Source organism: Sphingomonas sp. CCH15-F11, from assembly GCF_001557005.1.
Lineage (GTDB): Bacteria > Pseudomonadota > Alphaproteobacteria > Sphingomonadales > Sphingomonadaceae > Sphingomonas.
This window is the reverse complement of record NZ_LSKG01000099.1, coordinates 1-13,746: the sequence shown is the minus strand read 5'-3', so window position 1 is coordinate 13,746 and position 13,746 is coordinate 1. Positions and strand designations below refer to the sequence as shown.

Here is a 13,746-nt window from a genome sequence, read left to right as displayed (position 1 = left end):
TCGGGCTTCGATCACCGCCTACCTCACTCCTCCTGCGATCACTCACAACATCTTCATGTCGCGCAGCCACTCTTCAAGATGCTGCGGCCACCGGCGGGTGATCGGATCCGCAGTCGGCCGCATGCCGAAAGCATGTCCTCCCTTTGCATAAAGCCGCATGTCGACCGGCACGCCCGCGTCATTGAGTGCAAGGGCGTAGGCCATCGGCTCCCGCACATCGTCGACGGAGTCGTTCATCGCATGAATGATGAGCGTGGGCGGCGCGTCCGGGCTGATCTCGACCCAGGGCTGCAGTTCCAGACTGTTCCTGCCCTTGCTGTTGTCCAGCACGCGAGCGTTATAGGCAACAACGGCGAAATCCGGCCGCGGTGATTGCTGATCCGCCGCGTCGGTCAAGGGGTAGGTCCGTTCGACCGTGTTGCTCATGTTGATGACGAGATAGGCGCCTGCCGAAAACCCGATCGCTCCGATCCTGTGCGGATCGATGCCATAGGTCGAGGCCCGTTCGCGCAGCAGACTGATGGCGCGCTGTGCATCTTCCAGGCCCAGCAAGACCTTTGGTCGCTGCTGTTTCCCATCAACACGCGGCCAGACTTGCGGCGTACGGTATTTGAGCATGGCGCAGGTCATGCCTTGCCGGGTGACCCAGTCGCACACTTCGGTGCCTTCGAGGTCGGTTGCCACAGCGTAGAACCCTCCCCCGGGGATGACGAGCATGGCGGCGCCGGTGTTGCGACCCTTCGGGCGATAGATCGTCATGGTCGGCCGGGTGATATAGGTCGCCCAATGCCATTTGCGTCCGCCCACCAGCGGCGAGCCGTTGCCGGTGTATTCAGGATGAGCGCCGCTGTCTGGCTGCGCCAAAGGGACGTTGGCAGGCCACAGCGGCAGCTGCGTTCCGCCATCGTCCGGTTTCCACACCCCTTCCTTCTCCACCTTCGGAATCTCGATCCGTTCAGGCGCGGTTTCCTGCTCCTTGGCTTGGCCGCAAGCAGAGCCAGCAATGCCCAGACACAAGAGAAGGGAGGTCACTAAAATGAGATGTCGCAGCACGTTTCAAGCCCTTGTTTTTAATCAGCAATGTTTTGCGAAGCTGGCTTCCCAGGCCTCATCATCGTGTTCCCCTTTTGTGGCCGTCACGCGACCAGAAACGCGGCAACCGAGGGCGCGTCCAATGCGCAGTGCCCCCCGTAAAGCGGATGCCACTCGGTCTGGACGGCGCGGGCGCGGGCCCGCTCGGCCAGTGCCTGTGTTCCCTCGAAATTGCCGAAGGCGTCATACAGTCCGTTCGACAAATAGAGCGCCGGGGACTGGGGCCCCGCCTGCTCGATCAAGGTCAGCGGTGAGGTGGCGCGCCACTCGCGGTCATTGCTGTAGTGACGGCGGGCCAGCATCCAGATGCCGAAGGCGACCTTCGGATCAGCGCCAGTACGAACCAAGCCGGCCCTGATTTCACTGATCGGCGCAAAGGGAGAGACCTTGTAGACGCCGGGGCACAGCGCGGCGATGCGGGCAAAGCGATCAGGATAGGCCAGCCCCGCGATCAGCACATTGAGCCCGCCCATCGATTCCCCCAACAGGATACGCCGCCGCGGCGTGCCCAGCTTTTTCTCGATGGCAGGAAACCGCTCGATCATGTCCTCCAGCAAACCGCTGTCGGGGGCAGCGCCCTTGGGGGACAGCAGCCAGCTTCCGCCATAGGACAGCGTCACCACCGTCGGCGGGCGAACGCCCTTTGCCTGCCACTGCGCCTGGAGCAGGCCCGCGTAATAGGTCGCGTCGTTCCAGATGCGCTCGTCGAGATTGCGGCCATGCAGGTGATAGACAATATCGCCATTGGTCCCTCCGCGCGCGCGGTAGACGCAGTACTTCATGGGCCCGTCGCTGGCGCATTCCTCCGACGCGGGGGTGAAGGCTACGGTCTGCGCGCCCTGCGGTGTCGTCAGCGTGCGCCAGGCCCAATAGCCGCAAGCCAACAGGACGGCGACCAAACCTAGGGTGATCGAACGGCGGGGATGGCGCAGGGTCAGGCGCATGACGTTCTCCTCGGGAACAGGCGGGCCAAGTTGTCGGGCTGCGCGCGTGCGGACTGCTTGACGGCGGAATGAAGCCCTTGGCGGGCCAGCGGCGTTGGCGGAAGCATGCAGGCGCTGAGCAGGTATCCGATGATCGCGCTGCCGCCGTATCCCACCAGCGGCGTCGGATAATTGCCGATCACAGCAGCCAGAATGATCGCGAGCCAGATTGCGCCGAATACCGCGCATTGCCGCGCGCAATCGCTGTCACGGGGGCCGAAGGCTGCAGCTGGCAATAACAGCAGCGCGCCTGCGCTCGCTACAGCAAAGCCGAGCAGCGGGTGCACCTGCCAGGTCTGCGTGAACACGCCCTCGGTAAAACGCACCGGGGGAAGGTTGTCGGCCCGCACCAGCGTGGCCACAAAGCCCGACGCGCTTGCCGCGAGCACAATGGCCACCTGCCGGTTGCGGTGCAGCAGCCAGAGCATCGCGATCCCTGCTACCATCGCGCCTGCCATCGCCCGGTCGGGTTGCATCGCCATGGCCACCGCAGCAACCACCAGCGCCGCCGCGCCCGCAGCCGTGGTCTTGCGCGCGAACATCGTCAACAGGGCGGGCAGCAGGATCAGGCTCGATTGCACCAGCAGCGGCCCGGCCGCGACCCAACGCACAACGCCATGTGAGGCAACTCCGAACAGGCTCGTCAGCACCAGCAATCCGGCCATGCTGAGCGCTGCGATGGCGCGTCCACGGTCAGAAGCGCCTTGCCAGACTGCCGCGCTCGCCAGCAGCGCCAGACCGACGCCAAGCGAGGCAAGGTTCACGAGGATCATGGATGACGATGCGTCGGCAACGTGGAGATGGATCACGCCGATCATCACGGCCGCCGTGGCAGCCAGAGCGGCAAGACGGCGCGGCCCGAGGCGGTCGCTGGCAAGGCCAAGAGCATCGCTCAGCCGGGTCTTGATGAAGGTGAGCGCCAGACCCGAGCCTGCCCCGGCGGCAAAGCGCAGTGCCTCACCGTCGTCGGCAATGGCCGCAGCTTCGGCCCGCACCGCCTCAGCCCAGTTCTGCATATGAGCGGGTGCCAGTGCGACCAGTCGGCCAAGGATCCAGTTGGACAATTGGCGCAGGGCCCTGCGGCTCATATGCGCACCTCCCGCAGCGAGGAGCGATCCGCGCCCGCCGGCACGATGGGGTTGGCTCGCGCCACCTCGATCCCCGCTGCCGTCAGCCTGTAAATGTGGCGGGGCGGACGACCGGTTTCGGCGGGCGGCTGCCATTCGGTTTCAAGCAGGCCTCTCTCTTCCAGGCGGATCAGCAAGGGGTAGAGCGTGCCCGATTTGATCCCGGTGATTTTGGCCAGATCATAGCCATAGGACCAGGATCCGGCTTTATCGAGCAGAGCGGCGAGTACCCGCCTGGCAGCTGGCGAAAAGGAGCGTGTGCGAGTCATGTGGCAATAACTCTACCTATGTAGAGTTGGCGTCAAGTTGTTTGTCGATCAGACTCTGGGAAGAAGGGCGGCACTCACTGGTCAGGCAACGTGCTGGTCGACGAGCGGGCTTGCCGAGGAAAACATCGAACCGCTTCTCAACGCATGGCAGAGGCCTGTCGAGGCGGGGCGCGGTGCAGGGCAAGACATGCTGCAATTCGTGCCCTGAGCTGCGCCTGCGTTCTTGACAGGTTCTAGCCAGCACCAGCTTCAGCAATCTTTGGGCGCAGCCGCGGGATTTTGCTCCTGACGCTTGTCGTCTTCGGCACGGACATATCGTTCCCGCTCCTTGTCCATGGCGTCGCGCCATCTGGTGCGTAGAACCTGAGCGCGCTCAGGAATGACCTGCTCCAGAACATCCATTGCGAGCATCCGGTCGGTCCGGAAAAAACGGAAGTCGCCGCGCAATTCGCACCAGGCGGCCAGAATTCTACCGGCGTCGCGGTAGCCCAGCATGACTGGCCAGATTGTCCGCTCGCTGCTGCTTTCCAAAGAATCGCGGTAGACGATGTGAACCTTGCGCCGGTCACGGATCGCGCGCCGCAAAGCAGCGCTGCTGATCAGGTCGGCGGATGGTGGGACGGGGGCCACCGAAGTGGTCGGAACCGCGATCTGACCACGCATCGCCTCCGGCACGACGGCCTCGAGCTTGGCAACGAGGTTGCGCGCGGCAAGCGCCATCTCCGGTTCGCCACGGGTCAGGACCCAGTTCGCGCCGAGAATGGCTGCATCGAGCTCGTCAGGGGTAAGCATCAGCGGCGGAAGATCGAACCCCCGCTCAAGGACATATCCGACGCCTGCCTCGCCCCGGATCGGCACCCGCAACGCCAGCAGGGCAGCTATGTCGCGATAAACGGATCTTTTCGACACCTCCAGTTCACTGGCAATGGTCTCGGCCGTGAGGGGCGTACGCACACGTCGCAGGATCTGCAGGATCTCAAACAATCGCTCCGCACGCCGCACCGAGCACTCCTCTATCGGCTGACATGCATAGTCGTAGCATGCTGACAGCATGTTGGCAGCAGAGCCGTGGCACATGGTGTCACACTTCAAGAAGGAGGGATGAAGCTATGAAACTGCGGCAAGCCCTGATTGCGACCTTGGTTGCTGGAGCGCCGACCACGCAAGCCACCCCTGCGATGGCGCAGTCGATCTCCGTGGAGCGGTTCGGCCTCTACGTCCTTGCTGACGATGTCGAACGGTCCGCGCGCTTCTATGAGGTGCTTCTGGAGACGTCGCCCGAAGTGCGAACCCCTGCATTGATCGGTTTCAATTTGGCCGGCGGTTTGTTCGGCATCGTCTCGCGCAAAGCCTATGCCGCCAATGAGCCACGAGCCGGAAGCGTCCGGCCGTACATCAAGGTCGCCGATATCGAGCAGGCCTTCGCGCATGCCTCTTCAATTGCGCCCGACAGCATTGAGGCGCCCGGCATCGTGAGCGAGGGACCGTTCAGGTTCTTCCGCATGACTGATCCTGACGGCAACGTCCTCGAGTTCTTCGAGTTCAAGCCCAGCGCTGGCTGAGCATGTTCGGCGTGATATCCCGGTGGCTGACTGGGCGATCGGGTGGCGAACAGAGCTTCAGCTTTGGCCGTCCCCCACTCCGAAAACTGGGCCGGAGTGTGTCTCCGGCCCTCTTTTGCAGGCAGCGGGCCACGACTTCGGGAAGCACCCGAGCGCCCGGTCGTCAGCTTGGTGAATCTTCGTTCTGGGCTATTCGCGAGAGGTTCAACCCTTCTGAGGGGGCTGCTTTTTGACGCTGACAAGCGGCAGGCGTCGTGGAGTGAGACTTCGATTCTGAACGACTGAAAGCTTGTCGGTTTGAGGGTTTCGGCTTCAGAGGAAAAAATGACCTAAGCAGCCGGGCAGGTTTCGGGATCGCCCCGCGTTGCCGGCGATGGCTGTTCGCAGCTGGGGATGCACAGGGCAAATCCCATATTGAACCATCGGATTTGGCGCTATTATCTGGACATGATCATCGGACAACTGGACCTAGTCTTACGTATTGGGTCTCTGAGCATTCTGTTTCTGCTTGCATGGCTTTTGTTCGGCCAGAAACGCCGGGTTGGGTTGCCGGCTCTGCTGTTTGCGCCTTTGGCTGTGTGCCTGGCTGGCTTCCTCCTTGGCAACACGCCGCTCGTATCGTTCCAGCCTGCAGGGCTGGTGGGAAATCTTGCGAGCGCAGCAAGCGGGTTCACAGTCATTTTTCTGTGGTGGTTTGCCCTGTCTTGCTTTGACAGCCGGTTCCGGTTGCAGGGCGGCGTGTTGAGGGTCGGGCTTGCTTGGGCGGGTATTGCGGCAGCGGGCCGGGGGCTGCTGGGAAACAGGCTCGCCGATGTCGGGTTATCGCATGCGCTTGTGATGATGGGCTTCGGGATCGTCGCCCATCTTGTCTGGCGCCTTCTGGATGAGCGGCAGGGCGACCTGATCGAGCAGCGCTACAACGCGCGCGTTCTGGTGGCGGTGCTGCTGGGCGGGATGCTGTTCATCGATCTTGCTGCGGATGTGCTATTCGGTTTTGATTGGCGGCCGCTTGCTTTCTCCATGGCCCAGAACGCGATGATCCTCGGGTTCGGCGTATGGCTGGCAGGTCGGGTTCTCACAGTTCGGGGCGATGCCTTATTCTTTGGCGTGGTTGAAGCCCGTGCAGTTGCTCCCGAGCCCATTCCTGACGGGACCTCTGACCGAACTGACCCGCTGCACGCCCGGCTGTGCACCCTGATCGAGAACGATAGGGTGCATCTCGATTCCGAGCTTACATTTCCGAAGTTTGTCGAGCTTATGGCGGCGCCGGAGCGCGCCGTCAGGACGCTGATAAACCAGCAGTTGGGCCACGATCACTTCCGCGCCTTCCTGAATACCCATCGGCTCGTGGAGGCGCGCCGTTTGCTCCAGGAACGGGATCGCAACGAAAAACTGATCACGATCGCGTTGGACAGCGGCTTTGCCTCTCTGGCCAGCTTCAACCGCGCCTTCCGAGCCATTGTAGGTTGCACGCCGAGCGAATATCGGGCTGCCGCCCTTCACAACGCCGGAACTGCTCTCAGTAGCCCCGAGGCCGGATTCTGAGGAAAGAAATTCCGTCTTCTGAGGAGCGTGACCGGCGGTCATGCGCTAGCCACCGTGCTCACCGAAACGGAAGGGCGGCTGCGTGAACGGACTGATCGGACTAGCGGGGACCTTGGCTATTCTGCTTTGTCTGGGAGCAGTTTTGGGCCTCGCCGACCGGCGCAATTTCTCGGTGCGTTGGCTCGCCATTGCTGCCTTGCTGGTGGCCATCAACGATGTCCTTTTGACGCGCTGCTATGGCTTGCTGCCAGATCTGATGGGAGGGGCGTGGAACTGGCAAGGCAAGCTTATGGCTCTGGCAGTCACCATCGCTATTGCGGCCCGCCCGGCCTTTGGGTTCCGCCAGGTCGGATTAACCTTGTCGCACGAACCGGGCAGTCTGAAGGCTGCGGTCCCCGTTGCTGTTGCCTATTGCGCCTTCTTCGTTGTCATCGCCATGGTCTTCCCTGCCGACCAACCCGGCGTAGAAGACGTCGCATTCCAAATGACAATGCCTGGCCTTGAGGAAGAGCTGTTCTATCGCGGCGTCCTGCTTTTCGCGCTCAATAAGGCTTTCCGCGGGCGCAAGCGGCTGTTTGGCGTTGATTGGGGCTGGGGGGCCGTGTTGTCGTCATTCCTGTTCGGCATGACGCACGCGTTCGGTTATGCCGATGGTGGCTTCTCGTTCGATCCCATTACGATGGCGCTGACCGGTATTCCCTCATTCATCGCGGTGTGGCTGCGTCTGCGGACTGGAAGCTTGGTGATCCCCATTCTGCTTCACAATTTCGGCAACTCTTTTTCATTTCTTGTATGAACCACCACACGCCTTTCGATCTCGAAGTAGTAGGCGTTGCGCTAGCGCTTTCCATGATTCCGAGTGTCGAGGCGATCTTGCGCTACGAATCGAATGATCCAATGGCTAAGACAGCAGATCAGCTCGGGGAGCCATGCAAACGATAGACGGGGCGTTTGGCACTTGACGCAACGATGACGTCGATCGGCATCATCGGCGCGGGCGAGGTTGGCACCCACGTCGCTCGTGCCGAAGTTAAGAGCGCCAACTCGCGGGGACACCTCACTGACGTTTCACCCCCTCAGGATTCGAACTATGTCGCAGCCTATCATCGCCGCGTTTACGACTATGAGATCGCTGCTTTGTGATCGATCGCAGTGAATGCGACCTAAGCGGATTTCACGGCGGCTAACGGCGGTGAATGGCGCGCCGGGAAAGATTCGAACTATTCGCTGGTCGTGAGGCTACCTAAATGAGCTTCGTCCGCTTTCGGGTGGCGCCGATCTACGGCTGAGCGTCCGACCTTGGGGCGCTAAGCGGCCACCCGATGTCAGCGTGATCGATCACGTCTCTGACCCGATGTGGGGAAAAGTGTGGGGTAGACGAAGTCTGGGTTCAGAAAAACGTCATTACTATAGAATCTTAGAGCTCAATAAGGGGTGCCTCCGTCTCCGCCACATGGCTATCCGTTCCGCCTCGTCGCGGTACGTCGAGAGGGTCCGCCGGGCCGGATCTGGAATCCGCGTGCATGGGCGTCCGCGCCGACGGGATGTTGCCCCTCCGGCGCTAGTCGTTCCGATTATTGCGTGGTGACGGCACCAGTCGGACACTTCGCTCCCACCATAACGGGAGTTCGCGTGATGACCGGGCAGCTCGCAGGCGTAACCGCCAACATATTTTCCGCGCCCCCATCGGATGACGCGCGTTTGTCGGCGCAAGCGGTCAATTCCCTGCCGCGCGATGCGTTGGGCATCGACGTCGGCACGCTGGGTGCCGAGATCGCGCTGCGGTTCGGCGGTGATCCCCAGCGCATCCGGGCGGAGGCGAACGCGCTTCAGGCGGTACTGACGCCCGTCGAGCAGGGTGAACTGGCCCGCGCGCTGGCGGGCCGGGACCAGGTTTCGACCATCCTCGTCGCCGCGCGCACCGATTCACCAAACCGGCATGCACCCGAAACGCGGCTCGGCAACCCGATCTGGGGCACGCGCGTCGCCGGCATGGAAGCGCAATTGCAGCGCGAGTCCCAACTTCAGCGCGGCGTGAACGCCGATTACTCGCGGGACCTCGCAACCTCTGCGGGTGATGTCGACGAGCTTGTCAGCGGCTTTGGCCGGAGCGACTATCGCCAGGCCGTCCCGCGTGAGCGCGTGTCGACCGAAAGCGGCAATCCGCTGGCCGTCGACGCGATTTCCCAGCGCAATGCCGAACTGACCATCCGCGACCTGACCCGGCGCATCGGCGCGAACGACGCCGAACTGCAGCGCCTGACCGCCGAGAATATCGGCCTGTCCGCGCGGATCGGCATCAACATCGTCGGCAACAACCGCGAACTCGAGCAGCGGCGCGATGCCAATACCAACCGGATCGCCGAGCTGGTCGTCGACAACGTCTCGCTGTCGCTCGAGCGGAACAAGGCGGTGAACGACGCCCGGTTGCAGGCGAGCCGGCCCGAAAATGCGAACATGTATCGCGCGCTTGCGGGCGGGGCGGACGCCGGACGGCCGCCGGTCATTTTCATCAACGGGGTGAACACCGACGTCAATCGGTCGGCGATGCAGGCGATGGAGCTTTCGGCGCTGTTCCGCGCGCCGGTGGATCACGTGGTCAACGTGTCGTCGATGGACAAGATGATCTCGGTCGGCCGCAACGTGCTCGAGGACAATCCATCCAACCGCCTGCCCGACCTCAACGTCACCGATCAGCGGCTTCAGCAGCTGATGTCGGGCAATCGCCAGGCGGCCGCAACTGCCGCGAACGCGATCCTCGACCAGCTCCTGAACGGCGACGGAAAGGTGAAGTTGATCGGCTACAGCCAGGGTGCCGCGATCGGCAACGAGGCGCTGCGGATGGTCAACGACTATTTGCGCAACAGCCAGGGCATGAGCGAGAGCGCGCGCGCGCAGATGCTAAGCCGCGTCGAGTTTCTGGGGATTGGCCCCGCAGCGGGCGAGCGTCATATCGCGCACAGCTTTGCCGGATCGTCCCAGAATCCGGGCGTGCGCGACATTCCCGAACTGCGGGCGGTCAATTACCATACGCTGTCGGATCGCAACGATCCGATCCCGGCCCTGCTCAACGTCAGCAATCCGGACGGGTCGTCGCCGGCGACGACCAATATCGGGCGTGCGCTGCAGGCCGCGGTCCGGCTCGCTTCGCCGACCGGAATCCTGCCGCATCTGTCGTATTTCGAAAGCTATGCCACGACCGATCCGGGGAGCCAGTACAATGCGCAGGCGGCGGTGAAGCTGCACGAATGGTATGCGGGCAAAGCGTTGCCCGACAACATCCTGTTGTCGCCGAACGATCGCCAGGGGCGATAGCGCCGCAAGGCCGATACGTCCCCGCAGCGGGTGAGCTGCGGGGAGCTTGCGCATCGCGCGCGTTTTCGCCCTGGGGACCCCGGCTATTGCGGTGACGACAGCGCAAGTGTCGCGTCGTTGCGGAGCACCATCGCCGGCACGATCGCGCCCCCTTTCGGATCGATCCGCAGCACCGCGTACAGGGCGTCGCCCGAATGCCAGGCCACCAGTTCGGCGTCGCGGAGCTCGACATCGCCCAGGTCGAGCCGCGTCCAGCCCGGCGGCAGGTCGCGCGCGACCAGCGGGGCGAGCGCGCCGGCATCGGGCGCGACGGTGTAAAGCCGGCCCTGCAACTTGCCCCATTCGGGCTCCAGCCGGTCGAGCGCCCCGGTCATCGCCCGCACCAGCCGCCGGTTCAGCGCGTCGCCGATGGGCGGCTCGGCGTGCGCGACGAATGCGGATGGACGCCCCGGAGGCGCCTTGGTCGTCCCGGCCGGCGAACAGGCCGCGATCGCCATCATCAGCATCAGTCCCGCGCGCACGCCCGTCACGCGCCTATGGCTTGGCGAGGCGGGCGACGGTCGCCAGCGTGTCCTCGAACGCGCTCACGACGGCGTCGCCCACGCCCAGCTCGCGCGTGCGCTTGTCCACCGGCAATGCCGCGTTTTCCAGCCGGATGCCGGCATCGGCGCTCTCGTTGCGGATGGCACCGCTGACCGCGAACTGCACCCATTCCTTGGCGACGCTGGCGGTGGTGCCGACCGCACTGGCGGCAGGCCCGCCGACCTTGGCCTTGTCGACCACGGTCAGTGCCGATTTCAGGACGGCGGTGGTCATCGCGCGCTCCGCCGCGACATCGGCATCGATGGATTTCACCGCCGCATGAACCGACCCCACGAAATAGCCGAGCGTCCCGGCATTGGGCAGGCGCTCCTGATCGGTATTGGCGACGATTTCACTGCGATAAAGCCGTTCGACTGCGTTCTCGTTTCCGGCGTTCCCGACCTGAAGGCGGCCCATCTGCTCGCCCAGTTCGGCGGCACGGCCCTGGTTCAGCATTTCCTTGGCATAGGCCGCGAAATCGCTGCCGTCGCGCGTTTCGGCATTATAGGTGAGTTCCCGCATCACGCCGGTCGTGTTGCTGTTGATCACTTGGGTCAAGCCGTCGACCATCGTGCGGGTCGCTTGAGTCTTGCCGACCGTTGTCAAGCCGCCGATGACATCGTTCACATCGCGCACGCTGCGCAAGGTGCCGACCCCGGCGTCAAAGATCTGCGCCTTCAGATCGGCGTTCGAGGTGCTGGCGGCTGCCTCCATGATCCCGCCATAGGCCTTGGCGTCCCAGCTCGCGACGTTGACAGCGACGCCAGCGGTCGCGTTGGTGGTGACTCGCGCGTCGATCGATGAGGCGAGCACGTCGGGCAGCTTGTCGCCAATGGCGCGAAAAGCCGCCTCTGCGTTGGCCCCGCGCATTGATCCGAGGACGAGCCCGACCGCGTTGGCTTCTGCGTCCTCACGCCGCAGCGTCGACGCGCCGACCCCGGAATCGACGATCGTGCCACGCGCTACATCAGACTTCTGGGCGGCGATGTAGGCGAGCTTTGCCTGGGGCGACCCATGCGTGGCGATCGCCTGGCCAAGTTCCGACACCGGCGCGAAGCCGCCCGTGCGCTTGTCCGTGCCGGCAAAGGCGTCGCTGAGCGTGGCCAGGCTTTGTCCGTCAAGCTTGCGCGCCATGTCGGCAAAGAAGGCCTTGCGCTCGTTTGCGCTCAGTCCGCCGAGACCGAGCGGCGATCCGTCCATGATCTCGCCCGCGACGCGGCCGAGCTTCCCCGACTTGGCGAGATCGTCGATCAGGCGATCGGCATCGGCGGCCTTCAGGCCGGTGATCTCGGCGACGACGGCCTTGATCTCGCCATTGGTGACGGGGTTCAACACGCCGGTTTCCAGCCGCCGGTCGATGTTGGCGGTGGCATTCTGGACAGCAACGGACATTGGCTTACTCCGCGTTCGGTTCGTCTCGCCCGCGACCATAGGGGTGCCGCCGAAGCGGGGCGCTCGACGATCCGATTATCCGGCCTAGTCGGATCGACTAGTGACCGGCGCGGGTAAATCCGCGCCGGGGGGCAGCGGCGGCAGAATCTCGATCGCACGTGGGGCCACGGCGGGCGTCGCCGATGCGGTATCCCCGTCCGTGGCAGGCGGAGCCGTATCGGCCGCGGCGGCATCGGCATGCGCCCCGGCTGCCGGTGGACGAGAGGGATCCAGGGTGCCCGGCATTGCTTCGACGCGGCGAACGACGATGCGCTGGTCTGTCGTGGTCAACGAGGTGGCGAAAGCATCGAAACCCGCATCACCAGCGCCCGATGCGTTGCCATCGGCGGGACCTGCGCCAGTCCCCGTCGCACGAGGACGGTCGGCGGCGGCATCCATCGCCGCCGCCAGCTCGCCCCGCTCGACGGGGGTCATGGCCGCTTCAATCGACGCAAGCGCGGCCTCGTCGACGCCATCCCAGATCATCGCCCGCGCCAACGCCGCGACATCGAAGCCGGCGCCATCGCGCCATTGATCGACCCATGCGTGCGCGTGGTCGGTGGTTGCCCATGAACGCGATGGTGTCGCGCCCGCCCCGGCGATGCCGTCAACGGTCATCGCGGTCAGGCGGCCTCGACCTCACGGCCGCTCAGGATGAGCGCGAAGCCGAGCAGCAGGAAATTGGCCAGGCTCTGCTGGAGTTCGTCGAAGCTGGGCAGGGTGCTGCCCGGTCCATAGGCCTCGCCGACGCGCGTGACGTCCAGGTCCGCCTGCGTTGCGACCTCGCCGGTCAGGCCCGACCGCCAGCCCGATCCCGTCGCATTCTCGTTGAGCACGAAGCCGTCGCGGGTCGCGGCATCGAGCGCGCGGCCGTTCTGCGACATCGACACCGACAGATCGCCCAGCTGGTTCTGGCTGATCCCCGTGACCACGATCGCGCGATCCTGACGTGTGATCGTCAGCTTCGACGCGACATAGGCATTGGGATTGTTGTTCCACTGTTCGGTATCGATCGTGATCTTGGTACCGTTGGCCAGCGTGAAGGTCGTCGTGCCCCAGAAGTCGAAGGCATGCTTCCCGTCGATGTCGACATGGGGGTCACCCCAGATGCGGGTGGTTTCACCGGTCGCCGTGTTGATGACGGTGATCTCCGAATTCCGCTCGTCGAGCTTCAGCCGATAGCCGTCGCCCAGGTCGATCGTCCCGGTGTGTGCGCTGTCGAGCGCGGCGGTCCATTCCCCGCCCGGCACGGGCGTGAAGGATTGCATCGGCGGCTGACCCGCTGCCGCCGCCATGCGCCCCATATGTCCGGCCTGCAGCACAAACAGGGCGTTCATCATCGCCGAGGCGAAGGGGGATGCGCCCAGCGGATTCCATGCCTGGGCGAGGATGCCCGGCGCGATCATGAAGCCTGCGTCAGCACGTGGCGCGGTCGGGGCGAGATTGAGATTGTTGATCATCGCCGACAGGTTGAAGACGGTGTTGGTCATGCCCTTGCCCCTTGTTGTGAATTGCAGGCAGCCGGAGGTCGCGTGCTAGCGCCCGGCCGTTTCGATGTGTTCCGCCGCGCGCTCGAGGAAAGCGATGACCGCGTCGGCGCTGGCCGGGGCGTCGCTGCCCACCAGCGCATCGTCGATGCGATCGAGCGTCCGGCCGTCCGCGCGCGCCGCCATGTCAGCCGCGATCGCGCCGGCAAGCCGCTCGACGGTGCGTTCGATCTCGCCGGCCTGCGCCGGAGTGGCACCGAACCGGGTCGCGATCGCATCCGCCGTCTCGCGCACCGGATAAGCGCGCGCCGCCATCGTGCCGCGCGCATCCAGCCCGAGCGCGCCCGTGACAC

The 13,746-nt window shown here is 64.2% G+C and carries 15 protein-coding genes; 5 read left to right on the top strand and 10 right to left on the bottom strand.

The window, feature by feature from the left end:
• Positions 1–42 precede the first annotated feature (42 nt).
• From AX709_RS08865 to AX709_RS08845, 5 genes are all read right to left on the bottom strand, one after another.
• Entirely contained in the window at positions 43–1,053 is a 1,011-nt protein-coding gene (locus tag AX709_RS08865; protein WP_066548928.1) for an alpha/beta hydrolase, read from the bottom strand.
• 83 nt (positions 1,054–1,136) lie between these two features.
• Positions 1,137–2,036, bottom strand: a complete 900-nt coding sequence (locus AX709_RS08860; protein WP_066548923.1) for an alpha/beta hydrolase-fold protein — start codon at positions 2,034–2,036, stop codon at positions 1,137–1,139.
• Positions 2,027–3,163, bottom strand: coding sequence for a hypothetical protein (locus AX709_RS08855; protein WP_156454225.1), 1,137 nt, complete (start codon positions 3,161–3,163; stop codon positions 2,027–2,029). The genes AX709_RS08860 and AX709_RS08855 overlap by 10 nt, the downstream gene beginning before the upstream one ends.
• Complete coding sequence (locus AX709_RS08850; protein ID WP_066548919.1) at positions 3,160–3,471, bottom strand: PadR family transcriptional regulator; 312 nt, start codon at positions 3,469–3,471, stop codon at positions 3,160–3,162. The genes AX709_RS08855 and AX709_RS08850 overlap by 4 nt, the downstream gene beginning before the upstream one ends.
• A 249-nt stretch (positions 3,472–3,720) precedes the next feature.
• Complete coding sequence (locus tag AX709_RS08845; protein WP_066548979.1) at positions 3,721–4,473, bottom strand: helix-turn-helix transcriptional regulator; 753 nt, start codon at positions 4,471–4,473, stop codon at positions 3,721–3,723.
• Positions 4,474–4,580: 107 nt separating this feature from the next.
• Between AX709_RS08845 and AX709_RS08840 the strand changes: the two genes are divergently transcribed.
• The 5 genes from AX709_RS08840 to AX709_RS08825 all read left to right on the top strand — a co-directional run bounded on the left by AX709_RS08840 (position 4,581) and on the right by AX709_RS08825 (position 9,893).
• A complete protein-coding gene (locus AX709_RS08840; RefSeq protein WP_156454224.1) occupies positions 4,581–5,033 on the top strand; it encodes a VOC family protein in 453 nt (150 codons plus the stop codon).
• Positions 5,034–5,447: 414 nt separating this feature from the next.
• Positions 5,448–6,578, top strand: coding sequence for a helix-turn-helix transcriptional regulator (locus AX709_RS08835; protein WP_231727472.1), 1,131 nt, complete (start codon positions 5,448–5,450; stop codon positions 6,576–6,578).
• A gap of 82 nt (positions 6,579–6,660) precedes the next feature.
• On the top strand, positions 6,661–7,374 hold the full coding sequence (locus AX709_RS08830; RefSeq protein WP_066548913.1) for a CPBP family intramembrane glutamic endopeptidase, BDIM_20840 family: 714 nt from the start codon (positions 6,661–6,663) through the stop codon (positions 7,372–7,374).
• Between the two features lie 173 nt (positions 7,375–7,547).
• Positions 7,548–7,721: a hypothetical protein gene (locus AX709_RS18605; protein ID WP_156454223.1), complete on the top strand. Its 174-nt coding sequence runs from the start codon at positions 7,548–7,550 to the stop codon at positions 7,719–7,721.
• Positions 7,722–8,213: 492 nt separating this feature from the next.
• The gene (locus AX709_RS08825; protein ID WP_066548911.1) at positions 8,214–9,893 is read left to right on the top strand and encodes a hypothetical protein; all 1,680 of its coding nucleotides are present in this window, start codon (positions 8,214–8,216) and stop codon (positions 9,891–9,893) included.
• A gap of 83 nt (positions 9,894–9,976) precedes the next feature.
• Here AX709_RS08825 and AX709_RS08820 read toward each other — a convergent pair whose 3' ends face one another.
• From AX709_RS08820 to AX709_RS18905, 5 genes are all read right to left on the bottom strand, one after another.
• Positions 9,977–10,423 (bottom strand): hypothetical protein, encoded by a 447-nt coding sequence (locus AX709_RS08820; RefSeq protein WP_066548910.1) that lies wholly within the window; start codon positions 10,421–10,423, stop codon positions 9,977–9,979.
• Positions 10,424–10,427: 4 nt separating this feature from the next.
• Positions 10,428–11,867: a hypothetical protein gene (locus AX709_RS08815; protein WP_066548908.1), complete on the bottom strand. Its 1,440-nt coding sequence runs from the start codon at positions 11,865–11,867 to the stop codon at positions 10,428–10,430.
• Positions 11,868–11,951: 84 nt separating this feature from the next.
• Positions 11,952–12,392 (bottom strand): hypothetical protein, encoded by a 441-nt coding sequence (locus AX709_RS08810; protein ID WP_156437633.1) that lies wholly within the window; start codon positions 12,390–12,392, stop codon positions 11,952–11,954.
• 137 nt (positions 12,393–12,529) lie between these two features.
• The gene (locus AX709_RS08805; RefSeq protein ID WP_066548905.1) at positions 12,530–13,396 is read right to left on the bottom strand and encodes a DUF1521 domain-containing protein; all 867 of its coding nucleotides are present in this window, start codon (positions 13,394–13,396) and stop codon (positions 12,530–12,532) included.
• 45 nt (positions 13,397–13,441) lie between these two features.
• Positions 13,442–13,746 (bottom strand): hypothetical protein (locus AX709_RS18905; RefSeq protein WP_197432026.1); only part of this gene is annotated, 305 nt, incomplete at its 5' end.